Source organism: Chimaeribacter coloradensis, from assembly GCF_002858715.1.
Lineage (GTDB): Bacteria > Pseudomonadota > Gammaproteobacteria > Enterobacterales > Enterobacteriaceae > Chimaeribacter > Chimaeribacter coloradensis.
The window spans coordinates 134,794-157,157 of the sequence record NZ_PJZH01000002.1; the positions used below are offsets into that span (position 1 = coordinate 134,794).

Sequence of the window (22,364 nt, forward strand, 5' to 3'; positions counted from 1 at the left end):
GACGCCCATGACAGGGACTGTCATTAGCGGCGGCCCGAAAAGCCCGGAGGCGGAGCGAGGGGACACGCGAGAGCGTGCAATGATTCAGCCGGGGCACCAGGGCGCGGGGATGCAAGGGGCGCGCGCCTACGCGCCCCTTGCGCGGTGGCGGCAGCGGGGCCGCAGAAAGACGCCGGGCGTATGCCAACGCAACTTACCTCGTTCTCCTTTAAACACCGCTTGCGCCAGTAGTCGCTCTGGCCCCACGGCCTAATCCCCCCGCCGGGGATCAAATCTCCCTGACACTTCCCCTCACCTTCACCGTCGCCGGGAACGCCTCCTGCGCCGGCGGCGCAGCCAGATAGCCGAGCCGGTGCAGCAGCAGGTGGGCGGCGGCGGCCCCCATATCGTGCCCCGGCTGGCGCACGGTGGTGAGCGGCGGCGAAATACGGGCAGCGGCCGGAATGTCGTCGAAGCCGGTGACGCTGAGATCCCCCGGCACCGCGACGCCCTGCTGCTGGCAGGCGCGGATAAGCCCAATGGCCATCAGGTCATTGGCGCAGAGCACCGCCGTCGGCCGCTGGCGGCGCGGCAGCGCCAGGATCTGCTGCGCCGCCCGCTCACCGCTGCGCTCGGTATAATCCCCCTCGATCAGCGGCAACTGCGCCGGCTCCAGCCCCTGTTCACGGCAGGCGTCATGGTAACCGGCCAGCCGCTGTTCGCTGGTCCACAGCCCCGGCGGGCCGCCGAGCAGCAGCAGTTGCCGGTGGCCGCAGGCCAGCACATGGCGCGCCACCGCCGCCGCGCCCTGCCGGTTCTGCGCGCTGATAAACGGGGCGGAAATGGTCGGCAGGCACTCATCCACAAACACCATCGCGCCGCGGCTCGCCAGCGCCTGCAACGACGGGCTGGGGCGGCCGGTGCCGGAGAGGTAGATCACGCCATCCAGCCGCTGCGTGCGCAGCACCTGCGCGTAGTGCTCCTCGCGGGCGGTATCTGACCAGGTCAGGCAGAGCACCAGCAGGAAATCGGCCTGATCGAGCACCAGCTGGATGCCCTCAGCGACGTCGGCAAAAAAGGCGTTGCCGAGATCCGGCACGATAAACCCAATCGAGGAGATGCGGCGGCTCTTGAGGCTGCGGGCGGCGTTGCTCGGCTCAAAGCCGAGATCGGCAATCACCTGCAACACCCGTTCGCGGGTGCGGGCCGCCACCGGCCGCCCGCTGTTGTTGATCACCGCGCTGACGGTGCCGATCGACACCTCAGCGCGGCGCGCCACATCCCGGATGGTCGGGCGTGGTGACGCTTTGGGACTCATGGCTTCCGGCCGGGAGCGGCATCATCACGCCAGTAGCGGCGTGACCAGCGGCGCGCCTTCGACCCGCTGCGCCACGGCGTCATCAGGTACTCGGCTGCTACCACCAGCAGGAAACTGACTACCCCCAGCAGTGCCAGGAACACAATCGCCGAGAAGGTGCCGGCGGTGTTGAGGCGGGAGTTGGCCTGCAACAGGTAGGCCCCCAACCCGCCGCTGGTGGAGGCGGTCCACTCGCCGATCACCGCGCCGGTGACGCTGAAGGTCGCGGAGAGTTTGAGTGCTGAAAACAGCGGCGTGTAGGTCGCGGGCAGCTTCACATAGCGGAAGATTTTGGCGCGCGATGCGCCCATCGACTTCACCAGGTTGAGCATGTCGCGGTCCACCGAGTTGAGGCCGTCGAGCACGTTCACCACCACCGGGAAGAAGACCACCAGCGCCACGATCACCAGTTTCGGGGCCAGCCCGAAGCCGAGCCAGATGGTCAGCGCCGCTGAGATGGCGATCACCGGCACCGCCTGGCTGGCGATCAGGATCGGGTAGAGCACGCTGCGCACCCAGCCGGACATATCCATCAGCACCGCGAAGGCGAAGCCGCTGACCGCACCCAGCAGAAAGCCCATCAGGAAGGTCAGGAAGGTGATGCGGAACCCTTCCCACAGGGTGTCCCAGTCGGAGAGCGTGTGTTCCAGGGTGCGCTCCGGCGAGGGCAGCACATAGGCGGGGATGTCGAACCAGCGCACCGCCAGATCCCAGGCGAGGATCACCAGCACCAGCGCCACCACCGGGCCGCCTAAACGCAGCAGCCAGCCGCGCCAGCCAAAAGGTTCAGTGTACATGGGCCTTCTCCGCCGCCGAGAGTTGCGCGTCATCCTGATAAATCAGGCTGAGGATCTGCTGTTTCAGCGCCATAAACGGCGCGCTGGTCAGGCAGGAGAGCGGGCGCGGGCGCGCCAGCTCCACCGGGAAGATGGCATTGACCCGGCCGGGGCGCGGGGTCATCACCACCACGCGGTCAGCCAGGAAGATCGCCTCGTCGATGTCGTGGGTCACGAACACCACGGTGCGCTTCTGCTCCTGCCACACCGTGAGCAGCCACTGCTGCATCGACAGGCGGGTCTGGGAGTCGAGCGCGCCGAACGGTTCATCCAGCAGCATCACGTCATGCTGCATCGCCAGCGTGCGCATCAGCGCCACGCGCTGGCGCATCCCGCCCGAGAGCGCCGCCGGGTAGTGGTTGATAAACTCACCGATGCCGTAACGGCGCGCCAGTTCGACCCCGGCGCGGCGCTGTTCGGCGGTGGCACGCCCTTTGAGGGTCGCCCCCAGCACGATGTTGTCGATCACCGTGAGCCACGGCAACAGCAGATCTTTTTGCAGCATATAGCCGACGTGCCCGGTCTGGCCGGTCACGTCGGTGTTGTCGATCAGGATGCGGCCTGAACTCGGCGCAAGCACGCCGGAGATGAGGTTAAACAAGGTACTTTTGCCGCAGCCGGACGGGCCGACCACAGAAATGAACTCCCCTTCGGCGACCTGAAGATCGGTGGGGGCCAGCGCGGTCAGATCACCAAACCGGCGCGAGACCTGCTCGATCCTGAGTTTTGCTTGAGACATCGGGTATTCCTTTCATCAACGCGGGCGTTACAGGATTTCGCACCGCTCGCGGCCAAACCAGACCAGATCTTCTACTTTCACGGCGATATCCCCGCGCGCGGCGAACGGTTCCACCGCCCAGGCGCCCCACATCGGCGTGTCGTTACCGGCATCAATAAACTTGTGCAGGTAGGCCGCGCCGGGGGTCAGGGAGTGGCCGATGTTCGCCAGCAGGTCGAGCAGCACAAAGCCCTCGGCCTCCAGGCGGTCATGGCAGAGGCCGAACAGCTCGTTGGCGGGCATGCCGGGGCGGCACTTCGCCAGCACCTCGTAGTGAAGCGCCTCGAGGTCGCGCAGCGCCTCGGTGGCGAGCGGATGGTCGCCGATCACTTTGCAGCGGGTGACGTCGCCCCAGAAGCCCTGCCGGGTAATCGGGTGGACATCAATCATCAGCACATCCTGCGCGGCGGCCGCGCGGGTGGTCGGCGCGTGGGTCGGGAAGCAGATGCGGGCATTCTCCCCCAGCCCCACGGTGGTGATGGTCCAGATGCCTGCCGCGCCCTGCTGCTCCAGCGCGTCACACACTGCCAGCTCAATCTGCTGCTCGGTGACGCCCGGCGCAGCGGCGGCCAGCCCGGCGGCGGCGACGGCTTTCGCCATCGCCTGCGCCTCGCGAAGCCCGGCCGGTGCCTCATAGGCGACGTCCGGGCCGGGTTTGTAGCTCCACTCCGGCACCCAGCGGGTGCCCGGTTCGCGTGCGCTCATCCTCAGTTCCCCTGCGGCAGGTAATCGTTGGTGTAGTACTGGTTCGCCGGCAGGGTCTGTTTCACAATCCCTTCCGCTTTCACGGCGTTCAGCAGGTCATTCCAGGCGGTGTCGCTGAGTTTCAGCTGATCGGCACTCGGGTTGCCCAGCAGGGTGATGGTGTCGGCCCACTGCTGTTTGATAAAGGCCGGGTCATAGGCCTTGCTGTAGAGTTTGGTGAAGGCCGCGGTGCCTTCGTCCGGGTGGGCGATGGCGTAGGCGATGCTCTTCTGAGTGGCGCGCATAAAGGCTTTGGCCTTCTCCGGGTTGGCTTTCAGCCAGCGCTCATTCCCGGCCAGCATAAAGATCGGGGTGTTCGGCACGCCGTGCTCCACGGCAGGCAGGAATTCCGGCTTCTGTTTGCCGGTGGTGACCACCCCGGTGCCTTCGGCGTTGGTGATGCCGGTGATGGCGTCAACGCGTTTTTGCAGCAGCAGCGGCACGGTGTCATCGGCTGCGGCCACCATGGTGATGTCTTTCAGCGTCAGGTTGGCGCTTTTCAGCATCAGTGCCAGCTGCGCTTTGGTCCAGGCGTCGTTGTAGATGCCGATGGTTTTGCCTTTCAGCTCCGCGACGGTGAATTTCTCCCCCTGGCGGGAGACGATGCCCCAGTTGTTGCCCTGGCCGTAACGGCCGATGGCGGTGACCGGCGCGCCCTGCTCTTTGGCGAAGATGATGTCCATCACGGTGGTGAAGGCGAGGTCAGCGCGGCCGGTGCCGAGGAATTTCATGGTGTCGGCCACGGTCGGCGGTGCCACGATGTTCAGGTCAATGCCCTCAGCGGCGTAGAAGCCCTTCTCTTTCCCCAGGATCCACGGAATCCAGAAGCCGTCCGCCACCGGCCACTCCTGAACAAAGGTAATTTTGGTCAGTTCGGCAGCCTGTGCCTGCGGGGTCACCATACCGGCACCCAGCCAGGGTGCCAGTGCCACAGCACCGGCCAGCAGTGCCCCTTTCAGGATTGAACGTCGTTGCATCATATTCTCCATTTGCCTAAGTGAATAAAAGGGGCATCACCCCGTGTTTTTCCGCCACGCGCGAAGCCAACTCCACCGCACGAATTATCAGCAATCCGCAGATAGTGAAACGGTTTGATGAATTATGTCAATAAGTTACATAAATATTATTTATTTGTTGAATGCATAGGCGATTAATGACACATTTTTTCCCGTTGAAACGGTTCAACTTTGTCTATTATTTACCCTGTCAAGCAATGTGCATTATTCAGACACTTGGCCGGGCGATCCCGGAGGGAGAGAAAGGGTGGAAAAAACCAAACAGGTATTGCTGGTCGGTGAAACGTGGGTCAGTGCGGCCACGCACTATAAAGGATTTGATCAGTTCGGCAGCGTGACCTTTCACAGCGGCGCGGGGCCATTGACCGCTGCGCTGGCAGAGACCGAGTTCCAGCTTACGCACCTGCCCGCCCACCAGGCGGTGGAGGCGCTGCCGTTCACGGCAGAGGGGTTAGCGGCCTATGACGCGATCCTGCTGTCAGACATCGGGGCCAGCTCGCTGCAACTTCACCCCGACGTCTGGCTGCACGGTAAACCGGTTGCTGACCGGCTGAAACTGCTGCGCGGCTACGTGGAACAGGGCGGCGCGCTGGCGATGTTCGGCGGCTATTTGAGCTTCCAGGGCATCGACGGCAAAGCGCGCTGGCGGCGCACCCCGGTGGAGGAGGTGTTGCCGGTGACCTGCCTGCCCTATGACGACCGGCTGGAAGTGCCCGAAGGCTTTGTTGCGGTGCCGGTACCGGGTGCGGAAGACCACCCGATCCTGGCGGGCCTGCCTGCTGAGTGGCCGCTGCTGCTGGGGGCCAATGAGGTTGAGGTGAAGCCGGGCGCAGAGGTGCTGGCACGCCTGCCGGACGATCAGGGCGGCCACCCGCTGCTGGTGACCGGCCATTACGGACAGGGCCGCACCCTGGCCTGGACGTCGGACGTCAGCCCGCACTGGCTGCCGCAGTCGTTCATTGACTGGCCCGGTTATGCGCCGCTGTTCACCAATATGCTGCGCTGGCTGACCGCCGCTGACTAACCGAAGCGGCAGAAATTCAACTACTCTTGATCCGGTGGATGTGACACTTATCAGGAGTGGGATAAATGAATATTGCCTGTCTGGGTTGGGGATCGCTGATATGGAAACCGGGCCCGCTGCCGGTCGCAGGCGAGTGGTACGCCGATGGCCCGTGCGTGCCGGTTGAGTTTTCACGGGTGGGGGATGGCGGCGAACTGGCGACGGCGATCTGTTTTAACGCCCCGCCGGTGCCGGTGTTCTGGGCGCTGCTCGCCACCCCGTCGCTGACAGAGGCGTGCGAGGCGCTGAAACAACGGGAGCAGATCCCGCCTGAGCGGCACGACGGCATCGGGCTGATGCTGACCGCCGGGGACGCGGAGGGGCTGCTGCCCGCCTGGGCGGCAGCGCGCGGCATCGACGCGGTGATCTGGACGGCGCTGCCGCCGAAAGTGGAGAACAGCGAGGGGCGCATCCCGTCGCAGCAGGAGGCGCTCGCCTACCTCAGCAGCCTGACGGGCGAAACGCGCGACCACGCCATGAACTACATCGAGCAGGTGCCGCCGCAGATCGACACCCCTTACCGGCGGGCGATCCGGCAGCAGCTCGGCTGGGGCGGCTAGCCCGCCTAAAAGCGCACGATGCCTTTAATCAACGCGCGGTTATTGATCACCCGCGCCTCAAACTCGTCGGCCAGCGTCGAAAACTGAAAATGGTGGGTCAGCATGATGCCGGGGTGCAGCGTGCCGGCCGCCATCAGCGCACTGACTTTGGCGAAATCCTCCCGCGTGGCGTTGCGGCTGCCCATCACCGTCGCTTCCCGCTTATGGAATTCCGGGTCGGCGATCTCCAGCATCCCCTTATGTAACCCGACAAACACCACGGTGCCGCCGTGGCGCAGCAGCGTCACGGCCGCGTTCATCGCTTGGGCGTTGCCGGTGGCATCGATCACCGTCTCCGGCAGCAGGCCGCCAAACGCAGCGCGTAACTGCTCACCAAAGCCCGGCGCGGCCGGGTCGAGTGCCGGCAGGCCGAGCACCTGCGTAACGTGCGCCCGTCGCCCGGCACTGGTGTCACTCACCACCACCTGCGCGCCGTCGGCGTCGGCAATCGCCGCTACCCCCAGCCCTATCGGCCCCGCCCCGCTGACCAGCACCGCCTGCCCCGGTTGCAGGGCCGCGCGGCGCACCGCGTGGGCGCTGATGGCGAATGGCTCCAGCAGCGCCGCCGCTTCCGGGTCGAGGTCGCCCACCGGCAGCAGGTTGCTCACCGGCACACGCAGAAATTCACAGAACGCGCCGTCCTGATGCACCCCGATCACCGAGATGTGCTCGCAGCAGTTGGGTTTGCCGCTGTCACACGCCGGGCAGGCACCGCAAGCGAGGTAAGGGATCAGCGCCACACGCTGGCCGACGGCAAATTCTGTGACGTTGTCACCCAGGGCAGCGATCTCCCCGCACACCTCATGGCCCAGCACCCGCGGGTAGCTGAAAAACGGCTGGTTGCCCGCCCAGGCATGGATGTCCGTGCCGCAGATCCCCACGGCCTGTACCCGCAGCAGCGCCTCATGGGGCGCGGGGTGCGGCACGTCCCGCGTGATGGTACGTAACGCCCGCGGCTCCGGGCAAATTAGGGTGGTCATCTGGCGCATGGTCTCTCTCTCCGTTACAACGTTTTATGTAACTTTCTAGTTAAAAACAGAACAATTTTGTTACATAAGCGCTGCAAATGTGAATTAGCGCCGACTATTGTGTTTTAAAGTGGGTTTTAATGGGCAGCCGTACCCTGCACAGAGGTGCCGCCATGAGCCGACCCCAACACCTGCGACAGAGTGTCATCAACCAGATGCTAGACGGCATCACCAAGGGCCACCTGCCCTCCCCGCTGCCTTCCCAGGCGGCGCTGGCCGAACTCTACAACATCAGCCGCACCACCGTGCGCCACACGCTGGACTACCTGCAACAGCGCGGCATTCTGGCGCGCCGCGCCGGGCAGTTCTGCATTGCGCGCGCCCCGGCCGGGGATGAGGGCTTCTTACCGGGGCCGCTGCCCGATGCGGCGCAGGCCGGGCAGGTGGAGACCGCATTCCATGAGCTGATCCGCCAGCGGCAGTTGCGGCCGGGGGACGCCTTCAGCGAGGTGCAGCTGGCGAAAAACGCCGGGGTGAGCGCCGGGGCGGTGCACGATTTTCTGCTGCGGTTCAGCCGCTACGGGCTGCTGGAGGCTGCCGGGCGCGGCGAGTGGCTGATGAAGCCATTTGATGAGGTCTATGCGGAGAACCTGTTTGAACTGCGGGAGATGCTGGAGACCCATGCGCTGCAACGCTTCCTGACTTTACCGGCCGACGACCCGCGCTGGGTCAGGGCGCGCGACCTGCTGACCCGCCACCGCCAGCTCCACACCATGATGGACGACCACTACCGCCGCTTTGCCGGGCTGGACCGCGAACTGCATGCGCTGATCATGTCCGCTGCCGATAACCCCTTCTTTAACCAGACGCTGGAGATCATCTCGGTGATTTTCCACTTCCACTACCAGTGGGATGAGCACCACCTGAAGCAGCGCAATATCGTCGCCACCGAGGAGCATATGGCGCTGCTGCTGGCGCTGATCTGCCGCAATGACCAGGAAGCGATGCGTGAGCTGCGCGCCCACCTCGCCACTGCCCGCCGCACCATGAACGAGGCGATCCGCGGCCAGCGGGAGAAGTGACCTCAGGGTGGATAAAACCCAATTAAATGCCGAAAACGTTTACCCGCCGCACGGTTTGGCACCAAACCGCAGCGGCCTGTGCGCGGCGCTGGCTAGGCTGAGGAGGTCTGCTGCCTGACCGGGCAGCGTTTCCCCAGGAGCCTGCAATGGAAAAAACCCGTGAGTTTACCGGTGAGACGGCGCGCGGTGCGCGCCCGGTGATCACCCTGCCGCCGCTGGATGCCGCCGCCCCGCCGCGCAGCACCCGCATTAAACGCATCCAGACCACCGCGATGGTGCTGCTGTTTCTGGCCGCGGTGATCAACTACCTCGACCGCAGCTCCCTGTCGGTGGCGAACATGACCATCCGTGGCGAGATGGGGCTGAGCGGCACCGAGATCGGCATCCTGCTCTCCGCCTTTTCGCTGGCGTACGGGCTGGCGCAACTGCCGTGCGGCCCGCTGCTGGATCGCAAAGGGCCGCGCATTATGCTGGGGCTGGGGATGTTTGTCTGGTCGCTGTTTCAGGCGCTCTCCGGGCTGGTCAACAGCTTCACCCACTTTGTGCTGGTGCGCATCGGGCTGGGGATCGGTGAAGCGCCGATGAACCCGTGCGGCGTAAAAGTGATCAATGACTGGTTCAACATCCGCCACCGCGGCACGCCGATGGGCATCTTTAACGCCGCCTCCACCATCGGGCTGGCGATAAGCCCGCCGATCCTCGCCGCGATGATGTTGCTGATCGGCTGGCGCGGGATGTTTATCACCATCGGCGTGCTGGGGATTGCGCTCTCCGTGGGCTGGTACATGCTCTACCGCAACCGCCCGTCGGTGTCCCTCACGGCTGACGAGCAGGCGTACCTCAATGACGGCAGCGTCAGCGCCCGGCAGGACCCGCTGAGCATGGCCGAGTGGCGCGGGCTGTTCCGCAACCGCACCATGTGGGGCATGATGCTCGGCTTCAGCGGCATCAACTACACCGCCTGGCTCTACCTCGCCTGGCTGCCGGGCTACCTGCAGAACACCTACCAGCTCGATTTGAAAAGCACCGGGTTGTATGCCGCCATTCCGTTCCTGTTCGGCGCGGCCGGGATGCTATGCAACGGCGTGGTCACCGATTTTCTGGTGCGGCGCGGCATGGCCCCGGTGAAGAGCCGGAAAATCTGCATCGCCTCCGGCATGTTCCTCTCCGCCGCGTTTACGGCGGTGGTGGTACAGGCGGAGACCACCGGCGTGGCGGTGGTGCTGATCGGCATGGCGCTGTTCTGCATCCACTTCGCCGGCACTTCCTGCTGGGGGCTGATCCATGTCGCGGTCTCCTCGCGCATGACCGCCTCGGTGGGCAGCATCCAGAACTTCGCCAGCTTTATCTTCGCCTCGTTTGCCCCGGTGGTGACCGGCTGGATCCTCGACACCACCCACTCCTTCAGCCTGGCCCTCAGCATCTGCGCCGGGGTCACGGTGCTCGGTGCGCTCTCCTACTTGTTTATCGTGCGCGACCCGATCACGGATAACCAGGCGGGTTAACGGCGCTCCGCCGGCGGCAGTGCGCCCAGGTGGCGTGCCACCGCCTGCCGCCCGGCGGGAGTCAGCGTCAGCGCCCGGCTGTCGAGGTGGCGTTCGACCCAGTGGCGGCGCTCAAAAAGTTGCAGTAATTGCGCACCTAATGCGCCCGCCAGGTGGCCGCGGCGCTCACTCCAGTCCAGGCAGTAACAGCCCGCCGCGGGTTGGGCGGGCGTCAGGCTGAGGCCCATCTGCTGTAACCCGGTCTGCCCGGCCCCGCTCAGCTGATAGTGCCCCTCCCCGGTCAGCCAGCCCAGCGCCAGAAACCGATCGTGCAGATGCACCGCCAGGGTGCCGGCCATATGGTTGTAACAGGTGCGGGCAAAGCGCAGCGCGGGCGGCGTTGAGGAGCGCACTGCCGTGCCGCCGCGGGTCAGCCCCATCAGCCCCTCCAGCATCTGCGCTACCGGTGCACCGGCCAGCCGGAAATAGCGGTAACGCCCCTGCTTTATCATGACGACCAGTTGCTGTTCCGTGAGCCGCGCCAGGTGTGCGCTGGCGGTAGAGGCTGCCACCCCGGCCACGGTGCCGAGCTCGGTTGCGGTGTAAGCGCGGCCATCCATCAGCAGGCAGAGCATCGCGGCACGGCCGCGGTCGGCCACGGCAGCGGCCAGCGACGCCAAATGGTGTTCCAGCGGCGGCGCCTCATCCGGCGGGGCAGAAAGGCAAGGCAACATGTCATGGGGCATAGTTCGGTTCCTGACGAAGTATGGTGAGGAGGCTTACTTTACGCTGGTCACCTCTCTGCTGACCAATGGAAATCATCATGTTATGTTGCCCTTTCTCCTCACCCGATCCGGTTGCGGCGGTAACACTGCCGGACCCGCGCCTTGTCTACCGGCAACTCGCCGTGGCAGGGCCCTTGATCGCCCTGCCGCCCTATGCCGCGGTGACACTGTCACCCGCACTGGCCGCGGCGGCCCTGAACCACCCGCTGCTTGGCGTGCGCCCGCCGGAAGCGCCGGTGCCGCCCGCTTTACAGGGCACCGCAGCCGGTACGGTGTTTGCGGCCTTAGTCAGAATGCGCGACGGCGTTGCTCACCGCCCTTTAAAATCGGCGCTGCGTACCGCGCTGGAGAGTCTCCCGCCGTCACAGGTCACGGCCACGGCGGCCCGGCTGGCCAATCAACTGGCCGCCGATCGCCCGTTGCTGCCCGCGGCCCTGACCCGGTTCTGTTATGCCCTGCCGATCTGTGTGATTGCGGATTTTATCGGCCTGCCGCCGGAACACCGGCCGGTGCTGGTGGATGAGGTGCTGGCGCTGGTGCGCTGCATTGCGCCGGGCGGCACGCCAGCGCAACTAACAGCAGGAAGCCGGGCGGCGGAGACGCTGCTGGCGCGTGTTGAACGTGCCACGCCCGGCCCGCTGTGGCGGGCGCTGGACGCCGCCTGTGAACAGGAGGGGCTCACAGACAAATCACTGGTTCCGCTTAACCTGATCGGGCTGCTGTTTCAGGCATGCGAAGGCACCGCCGGGCTGATTGGCCAGAGCCTTCTGGCAGAGGGCGCACCCGCCGCACGGGTGGCACAGGTGCTGCGGGAGACCCCGCCGATCCAGAACACCCGGCGGGTGGCGCAGGCTGATACTGACCTCGGCGGCTGCCCGCTGGCAAAAGGCGGGCAGGTGCTGGTGGTGCTGGGCGCACCGGACGCCGCAGGCACCCTGGCATTTGGTGCAGGGCCGCACGCCTGCCCCGGCAGACAATGGGCGGTGGCGATCGCAGAGGTGGCGGTGGCACATCTGCTGGCCTGCCCGGCACAGCAGTCACATACAACGGCGTATCGCTGGCGGGTTTCCGCCAATGCGCGGGTGCCGGAATTTATTTCACCAGGAGATGAACCATGATTGCCGTGATCTTTGAACTCTACGCCATGCCGGGCAAGGCTGATGCCTACCTGCAGCGGGCCGCCGCACTGAAACCCCTGCTGGCGGAGATTGACGGGTTTATCTCTATCGAACGGTTCCAGAGCCTTGCTGACCCTGACAAACTGCTGGCGCTCTCATTCTGGCGGGATGAGGAGGCGGTGCGGCAGTGGCGTAATCTTGAGGCGCACCGGCAGGCGCAGGCCGCCGGGCGGCACTCGCTGCTGGCCGATTACCGGCTGCGTGTGGCGGAGGTACAGCGCGACTACGGCAAGACGGCGCGCGCTCAGGCCCCCACGGACAGCCGCGGCCGCCACGGCTGAGCCGGGGTGCCCCCCGCGCGCCTGGCGTTCCAGCCACCGGCAAGCGGCCCAGCGGTCAAAGCCCGCGCACTAATTCCCCCAGCGTCTCGATCGCCTGCTGGTGGCGGGCGTCCCAGGGGAAGGAGCTGTTGAGGCGCACGCCGTCGCGGAACTGGTCACCGGTGGTGAACATATGCCCCGGGGCGATGCTGATGCCCTGTGCCAGCGCCCGGCGGTAGAGGGTGCGGGCGTCGCGGCCTTGGCCGAGCGTCAGCCAGAGGAAGTAACCGCCCTCCGGGCGGCTGATGCTCACCCCGGCCGGGAACGCCTGCTGGATGCCGCGGTACATCGCCAGCTGGCGCAGCTCCAGTTGCCGCCGCAGCCGCCGCAGGTGGGGTTCAAAACCGCTCTGGTGCAGGTAGTCCGCCAGCGCCAGCTGGGTCGGCACGCTGGCGGAGAGCGTGCTCATCAGTTGCAGCCGCTGGATTTTGGCGGCATAAGGCCCGGCCGCCACCCAGCCGACGCGGAAACCGGGTGCCAGGCACTTGGAGAAGGAGGAGCAGTGCAGCACCGTGCTGCCGTCGCGGTCGAAGGCGCGCAGCGCGGGCGGGCGCGCCGGGCCGAAGTAAAGTTCGCTGTAGACATCATCCTCAATCAGCGCGATGCCCCGTGCCGCCAGCATCGCCACCAGCTGCTGCTTCCTGGCGCGCGGCAGGGTCGCCCCCAGCGGGTTCTGGAAATTGGACATCAGCCAGCAGGCGCGGATCGGGTAACGCGCCAGCGCATCCGCCAGCGCGTCGAGGTCGATGCCGGTCTGCACATCCGTCGGGATCGCCACCGCTTTCAGCTGCCGCCGCTCAATCGCCTGCAAGACGCCGTAAAACGCCGGTGACTCAATCGCCACCCAGTCACCCGGCTCGGTCACCGCCTGCAAACTCAGCCCCAGCGACTCCATCGCCCCGGACGTGATCACAATGTCATCCGGGGCCACCGCAATCCCCTGCTGGGCGTAGCGCTGGGCGATGCTGCGGCGCAGATCCTCATTGCCGGGCGGCAGGTTGGCGACGGCGCTGGAGGCGGACATGCGGCGCACCGCGCTGGCCAGCGAGCGTGCCAGCCGCGGCTGCGGGAAGAGCGAGGCATCCGGGAAGGCGGAGCCGAACGGCACGATGGTCGGGTCTTTCGCTGCCTGCAGGATGTCGAAAATCGCGTCATTAATGTCGACCTGCTCGGAGAGGTGCAGCGCCCCGCCGCTCTCCGGCAGCGCGCTCGGGCTGTTCGCCACGTAATAGCCGGACTGCGGCCGTGCCACCACCCAGCCCTGGCTCTCCAGCAACTGGTACGCCTGCAGCACCGTCATCAGGCTCAGGCCGGACTGTTTGCAGCTCTCGCGCAGTGAGGGGAGTTTGTCACCCGGCAGCCAGACCTGGGACTGGATCTGGCGGCGCAGGCGTTGGGCGAGCTCTTCATAGCGGGTCATGGCGGCATCCTGGGAACGGGACAGGCAAACTGTTATAGGATCATGTTATCAAACTGTGACTATTATAGTTACCCCTGTTCTGTTTTACTGCCTTTACCGCGATCACAGCCGGTAGCCCGCTTTACCGCAAAAACCCATTTGGTGTGCTATACCTTTTGCAGGTTAGCGGAGATTAACTATGCCATTTGCGGGGAGATCGCCCCGTTTTCACATGTTTTTGCACTCTCACGCCGGTTATCACGCCGGACGGTTTGCCGGTGCGCCGCACAGCCCCCTTGCACGGGCAGCGGTTCCGGTTTTCAGGCATTGTTGTTGGGCAATATGAGGTGGCTATGTTGGGTTTAGATGCATTTGAACTGGCCCGGATCCAGTTCGCGTTCACCGTATCATTCCATATAATTTTTCCGGCGATCACCATCGGGCTGGCCAGTTTCCTGGCTGTGCTGGAAGCCTGCTGGCTGAAGACCCATAACACGACCTACCGCGATCTTTACCACTTCTGGCTGAAGATTTTTGCCGTTAACTTCGGCATGGGCGTGGTCTCGGGGCTGGTGATGGCCTACCAGTTCGGTACCAACTGGAGCGGCTTCTCGGCGTTTGCCGGCAGCATCACCGGGCCGCTGCTCACCTATGAGGTGCTCACCGCCTTCTTCCTGGAAGCGGGCTTCCTCGGGGTGATGATGTTCGGCTGGAACCGCGTCGGCCCGGGGCTGCACTTCTTCTCCACCTGCATGGTGGCGCTCGGCACGCTGATGTCCACGTTCTGGATCCTCGCCTCCAACAGCTTTATGCATACGCCACAGGGCTATGAGATTGTGGACGGCCAGCTGATCCCGGTGGACTGGTTCAAAGTGGTGTTCAACCCGTCGTTCCCTTACCGTCTGCTGCATATGGCGACGGCGGCCTTCCTCGCCTCGGCGTTCTTTGTCGGCGCGTCCGGCGCGTGGCACCTGCTGCGCGGCAACAACACCCCCACAGTGCGCAAAATGTTCTCGATGGCGATGTGGATGGCGCTGATCGTCGCGCCAATCCAGGCGGTGATCGGGGATGCCCACGGGCTGAATACCCTGGAGCACCAGCCGGCGAAAATCGCCGCGATTGAGGGGCACTGGGAGAACCCGAAAGATGAGGCAACGCCGCTGATCCTGTTCGGCCTGCCGGACATGGAAGAGGAACGCACCAAATATGCGGTGGAGATCCCCTACCTCGGCAGCCTGATTTTGACCCATAGCCTGACCGAGCAGATCCCGGCGCTGAAATCCTTCCCGCCTGACCTGCGCCCCAACTCCACCATTATTTTCTGGTCATTCCGCATCATGGTGGCGATGGGGCTGCTGATGATCACCGCCGGGGTCTGGAGCCTCTGGCTGCGCTGGCGCGGCAAGCTGTTCCTTAACCGCATGTTCCACCGCTTTGCGCTGCTGCTGGGGCCGTCGGGGCTGATTGCGATTATCGCCGGCTGGTTTACCACCGAGATCGGCCGCCAGCCGTGGGTGGTGTATGGCCTGCTGCGCACCCGTGATGCCGTCTCCAACCACGGCACGCTGCATATGTCCCTGAGCCTGCTGGCCTTCCTGCTGGTCTACTGTTCGGTGTTCGGCATCGGGCTGGTCTACCTGATGAAGCTGATTGCCCGCGGGCCGCAGCCGTTTGTTGCCCATACACCGCCCGAAGGCGGCCCGGGCCAGCCGCGTACCCCGGCACGCCCGTTGTCAGCAGCGGATGAGTCACTGGAACACCCTACCAAAGACGCCCTGCGGAGGAACAAATAATGGGTATCGATCTCTCTTTGATCTGGTTTGTGATCATCGTCTTCAGCATCCTGATGTATGTGGTGATGGATGGGTTTGACCTCGGCATCGGCCTGCTCTACCCGATGGTGCCGGCCAGCCATGACCGGGACGTGATGATGAACACCGTGGCCCCGGTGTGGGACGGCAACGAAACCTGGCTGGTGATGGGCGGTGCCGGGCTGTTCGGCGCGTTCCCGCTGGCCTATGCGGTGATCCTGGATGCGCTGGCGATTCCGCTGACGATTATGCTGATCGGGCTGATTTTCCGCGGCGTGGCGTTTGAGTTCCGCTTTAAGGCGTCAGAATCACACCGCGCCTTCTGGGACAAATCCTTTATCGCCGGCTCCTTTATCGCCACCTTCTCACAGGGGGTGGTGCTGGGGGCGTTCCTGAACGGCTTCCCGGTGGAGAACCGCACCTGGGTCGGCAGCGTGTTTGACTGGATCACCCCCTTCTCGCTGTTCTGCGGCGTGGGGCTGGTGGTGGCCTATGCGCTGCTGGGGTGCAGCTGGCTGATTATCAAAACCGAGGGGCCGCTGCTCGGCACCATGCGCCGCCTCTCCAGGCCGCTGCTGGTGGCGCTGCTGGTGGTGATCGCGATTGTCAGTATCTGGACGCCGCTGAGCTACCCGGCCATCTCCGAACGCTGGTTCACGCTGCCGGATCTCTTCTTCTTCCTGCCGGTGCCGGTGCTGGTGGTGCTGGCGGCCTGGGGGCTGTGGCACACCGCCCACAACCCGGACGCCCACTACGCGCCCTTTATCCTGACGCTGGCGCTGGTGTTCATCGGCTTCAGCGGCCTTGGCATCAGCATCTGGCCGAACCTGATCCCGCCGGCCATCAGTTTCCGCGAGGCGGCCTCCCCGCCGCAGAGCCAGGGCTTTATGCTGGTGGGGGCGCTGTTTATTATCCCGCTGATCCTGGTGTACACCTTCTGGAGCTACTACGTGTTCCGCGGCAAGATCAAACCGGAACATGGCTATCACTGAGGAGCGTTTATGCCGAGAATTGAACGCATGACCGAAAAAAGCCCGCCGCAGCCGCTGTGGCGGCGGGTAATGTGGCTGGTGCTGATCTGGGGCGGCAGTGTGCTGGCGCTGTTTGTGGTGGCGTCGCTGTTCCGGCTGCTGATGACGGCCGCCGGGATGCGCAGCCACTGATTGCCCTTCCTGCCCGGCGGCGCACGTGGTAAAGTTGCGCCGCCCTTCTCCACGCTTTCTCCATAATCACGCCGCCCGGCCCGCGTTCTTCACACTCTGTTAGCGCTTCCTCCATAATCCCTTCATTTTCGTTCACTTTTTGCCTTTTCCGCTTTAACAGTTTTACAGTAACTCGCAGTACTATGCATTCAGGCGCGTAGACTTACCTTCGTCAACACAACGGCGCTGACCCGCCGACCGAACAATAAATGAGGTATAAATTATGCGTAAACTTACTGCCCTGGCATTAGCGTCTACCCTGGCTTTTGGCTCTGTTTCCCTGGCATTCGCGGCTGACACAACCACCGCCCCGGCCGCTCCGGTGGAGCACGGTAAGATGTTGCAGCATAAAGGCCCGGGCCGCCACGCTGACCCGTTTGCCGGCCTGAACCTGACCGAGCAGCAGCGCACCCAGATGCGTGACCTGATGAAGCAGGAGCGCGCGGCGCACCCACGCGGTGAAGGCAAAGAACACAGAGAGCAGCTGCATAAGCTGGTGGCCTCTGACAGCTTCGACGAAGCCAAAGCCAAAGCGGAAGTCGACGCCCTGACCAAAGCGCACGCTGACCAGATGCTGTCGCGGATGCGCGTTGAGAACCAGATGTACAACCTGCTGACCCCGGAGCAGAAAAAGCAGTTCAATGAGAACTACCAGAAACGCGCTGAAAAAATGGCTGAACGCCACGCCCAGCGCGCCGCAGCACACGACCAGGCAAAGACTCACACCACAGCAGAGTAAGCGGTTTAACGGGGCGGCCGTGTTGGCGGCCCCTTCCGCGCGCCGGGCATGGCAACATGCCCGGTTTTTTTATGCCTGCGTGCCGGGCCTGCGCCGCGCCCGGCCGCGCCGCGCCATAAAAAACGCCCCGGAGGTATCAGCCTGCGGGGCGTTTTTTGCGGCAGCCGGGCTGCCGGTCAGGCAGTCAGACGCTGCGCTTCATGGCATGAGCCAGAGAAGAGAGGTAGTAATAAAAAGACTTATAATAAGGCAGACGCAGGTAGTCACGGTAAATCCGCCATTGCCAGCCAGTAAACGTGCTTTTGCTGAGAAAGCTCTGGCGCGGTGAAATACGGCAATAGGCCAGGGTTTCCGGCACGCAGTAGGCCATGGTGCCCTTGGCACGTTTCAGCAGGGAGAGCCACATCAGGTACTCCTGGTGCGGAACGTTCTCCAGATAGACTTTACCCAGTTTGGCCTGGTTATACATGCCGGTAATGTCGGCAATGCGGTGGCCCCGCAGCAGGTCGCGGTAGGTAATAATCTCCTGGCTTTTATAGGTTTTGGCCAGTTTGGTCACGCTGGTGAGGAAGGTGGCGTAGTGTGAGCACACCATGTCATAGCGTTTGGTCTGCAGGATATTGACCTGGGTGAACAGCTTGTTCTTTTCCCACAGGGCATCGCTGTCGCAGAAGGCGATAAATTCCCCTGCGGCCATATCAATACCCATATTAATCGTTTCAGCACGGCCAAGGCGGCGCTCATTCCGGTAATACGTGACGCGTGGATCGTCGGTAAAACGCTGAACTATCTCCCCGGTCGCGTCAGTCGACGCATCATCAATAATATAAAGATGAAAATTGGTATAAGTCTGGGACAATACGCTGGCGATCGCGTATTCAATATAATCTGCTGTGTTAAAGGCAGGCATTACCACTGATACTTTTTCCATATATCCTCACTTTTGACCTGATAACGACACCAACCTGCCCCCGGGCGGGCGTCACAGTCACCCTGCCCTTGGTTATACGCCGTCAGTTATCTGGTTTAATTTGAAACGGTTTTTTGTTATCTGTTATGTTTCAACCCCCCACACCTCTTTTTAATCAGTGAAATAACTCCCCCATTCACGTTGGACTGTGCGCGGCCAGATACGGCACAGGCCCGCCCCCGGTGTAAACGTCAGCTCGCCGAAATAGATCTTGCTGCCGACGGAATAGAAATCGATACGGACATAAGAGAACTGGCTGGCGATGGTTTTGGCCAGCACCAGCATCTCATCGAGCTTCTCCGGGCGCGGCATCGGCTCCGGGTTGTTTTTCAGCCCCATGCGGATCTCGGTGCGGTTCCACTCGGCGTCAAACACATCGCGGCGGTGCAGGCCGTAGCGCTGGTAATCCACCTGGATGAAGATGCGCATCTCGCCATCTTTATTGAAGCAGTGGAACTTCAGGTCGTTCGGCACCTGGCCGTCCACCTGTAACAGCTCCTCGAAGATCAGCCCCGGCTTGATGCCCTGGTAGTGGCGCTCTTTGTTGGAGAGATACCAGTTGGAATCCATCCAGGTTGAGGCCTGCTCATACAGGGTTTCGTAGGTGATCTTGCTTTTGTCGAACACGATACTGTTGAAGCCGCAGCCGTGGTTCGCTTTCATCACAAAGGAGTTCGGCAGGCTTTTATACAGCTCGTACGTCATCTCTGTGGTGGTGGCATAGACCGGGATCAGGTACTGCTCCCCCAATACCGCGGAGATATAATCACGCACCTTAATTTTGTCGGCCAGCAAGGTATAAATCTTCTTCGGCCAGATATTCCGAATCAGAATCTTTTCACTAAACAGTTCCGGACGCGTTATGTTGGCCTGCTTCTTAAACACCCGCGCATAATTCAGCTGGTGAAAAATCGGGTCAGGCAGATTGCGATAAATTCTCTTAGCTAAATTTCTTAACATAACTTTTCACCTTTCTGTTTACTACAGGAATACTTTGGTAGCACGTCAGCTGCAGTACAGTAATTTTCCCTTTACGGAAGAAGATATTAAACAAAAAGAACGATAAAAATTCCGCAACCAGCGTCGACATCGCCGCCCCGGCGATGCCATAACGTGGAATCAGCATCCAGTTGAGTACAATATTGACCAGCGCTACCAGCGGCATCTTAAACGCGATAAAACGGTAACCCGAATAAAGCACCATGACCCGCATCGACAAGGTCCCCAGTACCGAGCAGAGCGCGGTAAACGTACAGAGCGGCACAATGGCGGAGGCCTCGCTGAAGCCCGCGCCGAACAGCATGGTCAGCAGCTGCCCGCCGAAGAGTAAATAGAACCCGACAATCGGCAGCATGACGATCAGAATAATCAGGAAAAGCATCCGGATCATGTCCGCCTGCTCATCCGCATTGCGCGCACCCACCACCGTTGCCATCAGCGAGGTGATCAGCGCCATCGGCACGAAGGTCCAGGCGTAGCAGAGGGTGGTCGCCGCGCTGTAGAGGCCCACGGCGTGCGCCCCCACCATGTTCTCCAGCATCACCTGGTCAATCCGGGTATAGATGACAATCGACAGCGCCGACAGCGACAGCGGCAGCCCCACCACCATCAGGTAGCGGGAGTAGCGGTCAGTGAGCGCACGTGAGGCCGGCATCTGCGCCGGGGCCGGGTGTTCACGCATAAACATCCGGCGGCGGATCAGGTACGGCACCGCGCTGCTGAGGATGTAAGGCATCACGAACCACACCAGCGACATCTCAAACTTCACCATCGCCACCCGCACCAGAATCGCCAGCAGCAGCACACCGTTATTGATAAAGGTATTGCGTTTGGAGTTCAGCGTGGCGTCGTAGTAGATCTTAAAGACGTCCTGAATCTGGAAATAGGAGCTTATCAGCACCAGTACCAGCATGATGAAAGGGGTCGTTTCCAGGTACCACCAGCCCCACACCAGCAGGATGGCGCTGGTGACGGTAAACCAGCGTGCGCGCAGGCGTGCTGAGGCCAGCATCAGCCGGATGCCGCTTTGCGGGTTACGCGCAATGCGGTTAAAGAGGATATTGTCGGCACCCATCTGAATCAGGGGAACGGTAATGGCGACAATAGAGAGTAAATAACTGATTGTCCCAAATTGTGCCGGTTGCAAATAACGCGCCACATAAATGGAAATAAATACACCCGAGAAGCCAAACAACACTCGTTCCGCGATTAGCCAACACGCATTAATGATTACAGGCTTCATGTCTTTTCCTAACGGAAGTCACGCCACGCCAATTATTGGCAGTCACTTGATTTAGCGAAAGATATTATCCGGCGGGATGGGCCGGATAATATCCAGAGTCATCGCTATTTTTCCAGCCGGCATCCATTCCTGAGAGGCCGAAAACCCGTAGGGTTATCTGCCTCTTAACGCAAATTCATCATCAACAGGTCATACCTTCATTGCAAATAACAATTAATAAAACAACCAGGTGAAAAAATGAAATCCGTTATGGTGCCTTCAGGTTACAGCGGAATGCCCGGATCCACGGTCAGGGCCGAGGATTCCTGGTTCATCAGGCACCCTTTTTTTACATGATCCATCAGCCAGACCGGGGTCAGGGAGTGCTGGTCAGGAATATTGACCATGCAGATCACACTGCCCGGGTGGGCGGGCTGGCGGAGGCTGTGCGCCTGGTTCGCCTCGCGGTTCACCAGTAACCCGATGGTGGACGGGTTCATGCGCAAAATCAGAACAACATTTTTACCGTTACTTTCAGATCCGGACGTGTGTGTAGTTTCATAAAAAAGCTGACCAACAATGATCAAAGACAACGCAACCAGCGTGAGGTATCTCCAGCTTGCGCCGAAGTTAATCAAATCACGCATCCGGGTAAACGGCCCTTTTTTGACATCCGGCGCAGCGTCGGCAGCGGCGGTGTGTGCTTGTTGCACATCAGGCTCATTGTTCCCGGTGTTCTCAACCGGCGATTCCACATGCGCTTCAACAGGCGGTGCGGTCGCCGGAACCGGCTCGTTAATAACAGGTAACCCGGTTTCATAGCCATTTTCAGCCGCTTTTTGGGCCGTTTTCTCTGTTACGGAAATAACAGCCGGCTGCACCGCCGGGGCGTCTTTTTTATTGGTAACCGGTTTAGTATTAAAATCCAGCGCTTCATCTTCATTCAGGAAGTGAAATAACTCTTTCCGATCTATCTTATAACCAACCCGTGGGATGGTCTTGATCAATACGTGATCATCATCACCGATTTTCTGGCGGATCGACTTAATGGTCTGGTTAATGGTGGAGTCAGAGCAGTAGGTCCCTTTCCAAATATTTTCAATGATTTCCGTGCGGGTAACCAGTTCCGGAGATCGGGAAAATAATAGTGAAAGGATCTGGTATTCTTTCCAGCGCAAATGAGAAATTTCATTCGGCGGGATGAATACATCCAGATTCTTTATGGTTAATTTATTATAGTCACTCATGTTCTCTTCCTTCATCTTTGCTCAAATCCTGTAAGCTTAAGAAATATAGTGTCATTTCCGTACCCAATCCCTTGTGGGCTCTGGTGTGTGTCGAAATAAAATGGTTAGCGGCGCTGCTGTTTTCTGCTTCCTTTTTGAGCGTTTTCACCCGAATTACTGATAATTCATTAAAATAGTTATATGCAACAGTAATAGCGTACTGATAATTATCTGACATGGGAAAAGTCGCATTCTGTCTGCGCATTTACCAATATCGGAATTTATGACGTGCTGGAAACAACAATCTGTTCACAAATCAGATACTATCCGAATGGTTCCTAATGTAAAACGCCCCTTTCATAAATAGGATTTATCCCACTAAGCGAAATCGCAATAATTTAAAATAATTAACCTCCGCAGCGGTTAGTTAACCGGGATTTATAAATCCAAAGTGTGGTTGATTGGCGGAACCTTGTTGTGAAACTTAAATGAAGTCATTACCTTAGCTTATGTTTCTTCTTGATTTACCTCACTTTTTTAATTCACTTCATAAGTGAAATAATTTTATTCAAGTGAAATCAGGTAAATTTGATTTCACATATTAGAA

23 protein-coding genes are annotated in these 22,364 nt (G+C 61.4%); 10 read left to right on the plus strand and 13 right to left on the minus strand.

Translation table 11 applies throughout. The features are described from left to right. Positions 1-268 precede the first annotated feature (268 nt). The 5 genes from CYR32_RS02945 to CYR32_RS02965 are packed head-to-tail and all read right to left on the minus strand — an operon-like array spanning position 269 to position 4,671. A complete protein-coding gene (locus tag CYR32_RS02945) occupies positions 269-1,297 on the minus strand; it encodes a LacI family DNA-binding transcriptional regulator (protein ID WP_101822434.1) in 1,029 nt (342 codons plus the stop codon). After that, complete coding sequence (locus CYR32_RS02950) at positions 1,294-2,133, minus strand: ABC transporter permease (RefSeq protein ID WP_241523739.1); 840 nt, start codon at positions 2,131-2,133, stop codon at positions 1,294-1,296. The genes CYR32_RS02945 and CYR32_RS02950 overlap by 4 nt, the downstream gene beginning before the upstream one ends. Then, on the minus strand, positions 2,123-2,911 hold the full coding sequence (locus tag CYR32_RS02955; protein ID WP_101822438.1) for an ABC transporter ATP-binding protein: 789 nt from the start codon (positions 2,909-2,911) through the stop codon (positions 2,123-2,125). Before CYR32_RS02955 ends, CYR32_RS02950 begins: the two co-directional genes overlap by 11 nt. Before the next feature lie 27 nt (positions 2,912-2,938). Then, on the minus strand, positions 2,939-3,655 hold the full coding sequence (locus CYR32_RS02960; RefSeq protein WP_101822440.1) for a M24 family metallopeptidase: 717 nt from the start codon (positions 3,653-3,655) through the stop codon (positions 2,939-2,941). A 2-nt stretch (positions 3,656-3,657) separates the two neighbouring features. Continuing rightward, positions 3,658-4,671, minus strand: coding sequence for an ABC transporter substrate-binding protein (locus tag CYR32_RS02965; RefSeq protein ID WP_101822443.1), 1,014 nt, complete (start codon positions 4,669-4,671; stop codon positions 3,658-3,660). 286 nt (positions 4,672-4,957) lie between these two features. Between CYR32_RS02965 and CYR32_RS02970 the strand changes: the two genes are divergently transcribed. Both CYR32_RS02970 and CYR32_RS02975 read left to right on the plus strand, forming a co-directional pair. Then, positions 4,958-5,734 carry a glutamine amidotransferase gene (locus tag CYR32_RS02970; protein ID WP_101822445.1) on the plus strand — a complete coding sequence of 259 codons (777 nt, stop codon included), beginning with the start codon at positions 4,958-4,960 and terminating at the stop codon, positions 5,732-5,734. Between the two features lie 65 nt (positions 5,735-5,799). Beyond that, entirely contained in the window at positions 5,800-6,333 is a 534-nt protein-coding gene (locus CYR32_RS02975; protein WP_101822447.1) for a hypothetical protein, read from the plus strand. A 5-nt stretch (positions 6,334-6,338) separates the two neighbouring features. Here CYR32_RS02975 and CYR32_RS02980 read toward each other — a convergent pair whose 3' ends face one another. Further along, positions 6,339-7,361, minus strand: a complete 1,023-nt coding sequence (locus CYR32_RS02980) for a zinc-binding alcohol dehydrogenase family protein (RefSeq protein ID WP_101822449.1) — start codon at positions 7,359-7,361, stop codon at positions 6,339-6,341. Between the two features lie 152 nt (positions 7,362-7,513). Between CYR32_RS02980 and CYR32_RS02985 the strand changes: the two genes are divergently transcribed. Further along, positions 7,514-8,422: a GntR family transcriptional regulator gene (locus CYR32_RS02985; protein ID WP_101822451.1), complete on the plus strand. Its 909-nt coding sequence runs from the start codon at positions 7,514-7,516 to the stop codon at positions 8,420-8,422. Between the two features lie 272 nt (positions 8,423-8,694). Then, entirely contained in the window at positions 8,695-9,927 is a 1,233-nt protein-coding gene (locus CYR32_RS02990) for an MFS transporter (RefSeq protein ID WP_338152913.1), read from the plus strand. On the opposite strand, the gene CYR32_RS02995 is transcribed toward CYR32_RS02990, so the two are convergent. Next, positions 9,924-10,652 carry an ArsR/SmtB family transcription factor gene (locus CYR32_RS02995; RefSeq protein WP_241523740.1) on the minus strand — a complete coding sequence of 243 codons (729 nt, stop codon included), beginning with the start codon at positions 10,650-10,652 and terminating at the stop codon, positions 9,924-9,926. The genes CYR32_RS02990 and CYR32_RS02995 overlap by 4 nt on opposite strands. A 77-nt stretch (positions 10,653-10,729) precedes the next feature. On the opposite strand from CYR32_RS02995, the gene CYR32_RS03000 reads away from it, so the two are divergent. Both CYR32_RS03000 and CYR32_RS03005 read left to right on the plus strand, forming a co-directional pair. Then, complete coding sequence (locus CYR32_RS03000) at positions 10,730-11,809, plus strand: cytochrome P450 family protein (RefSeq protein WP_146000662.1); 1,080 nt, start codon at positions 10,730-10,732, stop codon at positions 11,807-11,809. Next, positions 11,806-12,150, plus strand: coding sequence for an antibiotic biosynthesis monooxygenase family protein (locus CYR32_RS03005; RefSeq protein WP_101822457.1), 345 nt, complete (start codon positions 11,806-11,808; stop codon positions 12,148-12,150). The genes CYR32_RS03000 and CYR32_RS03005 overlap by 4 nt, the downstream gene beginning before the upstream one ends. 55 nt (positions 12,151-12,205) lie before the next feature. Here the strand turns inward: CYR32_RS03005 and CYR32_RS03010 are convergent, their stop codons facing one another. Next, a complete protein-coding gene (locus CYR32_RS03010; RefSeq protein ID WP_101822460.1) occupies positions 12,206-13,609 on the minus strand; it encodes an aminotransferase-like domain-containing protein in 1,404 nt (467 codons plus the stop codon). A gap of 332 nt (positions 13,610-13,941) precedes the next feature. Between CYR32_RS03010 and CYR32_RS03015 the strand changes: the two genes are divergently transcribed. The 4 genes from CYR32_RS03015 to spy all read left to right on the plus strand — a co-directional run bounded on the left by CYR32_RS03015 (position 13,942) and on the right by spy (position 17,340). Continuing rightward, positions 13,942-15,381, plus strand: a complete 1,440-nt coding sequence (locus CYR32_RS03015) for a cytochrome ubiquinol oxidase subunit I (protein WP_101822461.1) — start codon at positions 13,942-13,944, stop codon at positions 15,379-15,381. Further along, a complete protein-coding gene (gene cydB, locus CYR32_RS03020; RefSeq protein ID WP_101822463.1) occupies positions 15,381-16,391 on the plus strand; it encodes a cytochrome d ubiquinol oxidase subunit II in 1,011 nt (336 codons plus the stop codon). The genes CYR32_RS03015 and cydB overlap by 1 nt, the downstream gene beginning before the upstream one ends. A gap of 9 nt (positions 16,392-16,400) precedes the next feature. Next, positions 16,401-16,562 (plus strand): DUF2474 domain-containing protein, encoded by a 162-nt coding sequence (locus CYR32_RS03025; RefSeq protein WP_420912818.1) that lies wholly within the window; start codon positions 16,401-16,403, stop codon positions 16,560-16,562. Between the two features lie 262 nt (positions 16,563-16,824). Next, on the plus strand, positions 16,825-17,340 hold the full coding sequence (gene spy / locus CYR32_RS03030) for an ATP-independent periplasmic protein-refolding chaperone Spy (RefSeq protein ID WP_101822465.1): 516 nt from the start codon (positions 16,825-16,827) through the stop codon (positions 17,338-17,340). A gap of 184 nt (positions 17,341-17,524) precedes the next feature. On the opposite strand, the gene CYR32_RS03035 is transcribed toward spy, so the two are convergent. From CYR32_RS03035 to CYR32_RS21360, 5 genes are all read right to left on the minus strand, one after another. After that, positions 17,525-18,271 (minus strand): glycosyltransferase family 2 protein, encoded by a 747-nt coding sequence (locus CYR32_RS03035; protein WP_101822468.1) that lies wholly within the window; start codon positions 18,269-18,271, stop codon positions 17,525-17,527. A gap of 150 nt (positions 18,272-18,421) precedes the next feature. Continuing rightward, positions 18,422-19,105, minus strand: a complete 684-nt coding sequence (locus tag CYR32_RS03040) for an ATP-grasp fold amidoligase family protein (protein ID WP_338152912.1) — start codon at positions 19,103-19,105, stop codon at positions 18,422-18,424. A 145-nt stretch (positions 19,106-19,250) separates the two neighbouring features. Continuing rightward, entirely contained in the window at positions 19,251-20,552 is a 1,302-nt protein-coding gene (locus CYR32_RS03045; RefSeq protein ID WP_101822473.1) for a flippase, read from the minus strand. A gap of 263 nt (positions 20,553-20,815) precedes the next feature. Beyond that, complete coding sequence (locus CYR32_RS03050) at positions 20,816-21,778, minus strand: winged helix-turn-helix domain-containing protein (RefSeq protein WP_101822475.1); 963 nt, start codon at positions 21,776-21,778, stop codon at positions 20,816-20,818. After that, positions 21,771-21,995, minus strand: coding sequence for a hypothetical protein (locus tag CYR32_RS21360; protein ID WP_146000663.1), 225 nt, complete (start codon positions 21,993-21,995; stop codon positions 21,771-21,773). Before CYR32_RS21360 ends, CYR32_RS03050 begins: the two co-directional genes overlap by 8 nt. Positions 21,996-22,364: the final 369 nt, after the last annotated feature.

Coding starts and splice junctions, on each gene's coding strand:
- CYR32_RS02960 (WP_101822440.1), bottom strand. CDS start 3,655: ATGAGCGCACGCGAACCGGGCACCCGCTGGGTGCCGGAGTGGAGCTAC.
- CYR32_RS03045 (WP_101822473.1), bottom strand. CDS start 20,552: ATGAAGCCTGTAATCATTAATGCGTGTTGGCTAATCGCGGAACGAGTG.
- CYR32_RS02955 (WP_101822438.1), bottom strand. CDS start 2,911: ATGTCTCAAGCAAAACTCAGGATCGAGCAGGTCTCGCGCCGGTTTGGT.
- CYR32_RS02995 (WP_241523740.1), bottom strand. CDS start 10,652: ATGCCCCATGACATGTTGCCTTGCCTTTCTGCCCCGCCGGATGAGGCG.
- CYR32_RS03000 (WP_146000662.1), top strand. CDS start 10,730: ATGTTATGTTGCCCTTTCTCCTCACCCGATCCGGTTGCGGCGGTAACA.
- CYR32_RS02990 (WP_338152913.1), top strand. CDS start 8,695: ATGGTGCTGCTGTTTCTGGCCGCGGTGATCAACTACCTCGACCGCAGC.
- CYR32_RS03015 (WP_101822461.1), top strand. CDS start 13,942: ATGTTGGGTTTAGATGCATTTGAACTGGCCCGGATCCAGTTCGCGTTC.
- spy (WP_101822465.1), top strand. CDS start 16,825: ATGCGTAAACTTACTGCCCTGGCATTAGCGTCTACCCTGGCTTTTGGC.
- CYR32_RS03005 (WP_101822457.1), top strand. CDS start 11,806: ATGATTGCCGTGATCTTTGAACTCTACGCCATGCCGGGCAAGGCTGAT.
- CYR32_RS21360 (WP_146000663.1), bottom strand. CDS start 21,995: ATGTCAGATAATTATCAGTACGCTATTACTGTTGCATATAACTATTTT.
- CYR32_RS03025 (WP_420912818.1), top strand. CDS start 16,401: ATGCCGAGAATTGAACGCATGACCGAAAAAAGCCCGCCGCAGCCGCTG.
- CYR32_RS03035 (WP_101822468.1), bottom strand. CDS start 18,271: ATGGAAAAAGTATCAGTGGTAATGCCTGCCTTTAACACAGCAGATTAT.
- CYR32_RS02950 (WP_241523739.1), bottom strand. CDS start 2,133: ATGTACACTGAACCTTTTGGCTGGCGCGGCTGGCTGCTGCGTTTAGGC.
- CYR32_RS02965 (WP_101822443.1), bottom strand. CDS start 4,671: ATGCAACGACGTTCAATCCTGAAAGGGGCACTGCTGGCCGGTGCTGTG.
- CYR32_RS03010 (WP_101822460.1), bottom strand. CDS start 13,609: ATGACCCGCTATGAAGAGCTCGCCCAACGCCTGCGCCGCCAGATCCAG.
- CYR32_RS02975 (WP_101822447.1), top strand. CDS start 5,800: ATGAATATTGCCTGTCTGGGTTGGGGATCGCTGATATGGAAACCGGGC.
- CYR32_RS03050 (WP_101822475.1), bottom strand. CDS start 21,778: ATGAGTGACTATAATAAATTAACCATAAAGAATCTGGATGTATTCATC.
- CYR32_RS02985 (WP_101822451.1), top strand. CDS start 7,514: ATGAGCCGACCCCAACACCTGCGACAGAGTGTCATCAACCAGATGCTA.
- cydB (WP_101822463.1), top strand. CDS start 15,381: ATGGGTATCGATCTCTCTTTGATCTGGTTTGTGATCATCGTCTTCAGC.
- CYR32_RS02945 (WP_101822434.1), bottom strand. CDS start 1,297: ATGAGTCCCAAAGCGTCACCACGCCCGACCATCCGGGATGTGGCGCGC.
- CYR32_RS02980 (WP_101822449.1), bottom strand. CDS start 7,361: ATGCGCCAGATGACCACCCTAATTTGCCCGGAGCCGCGGGCGTTACGT.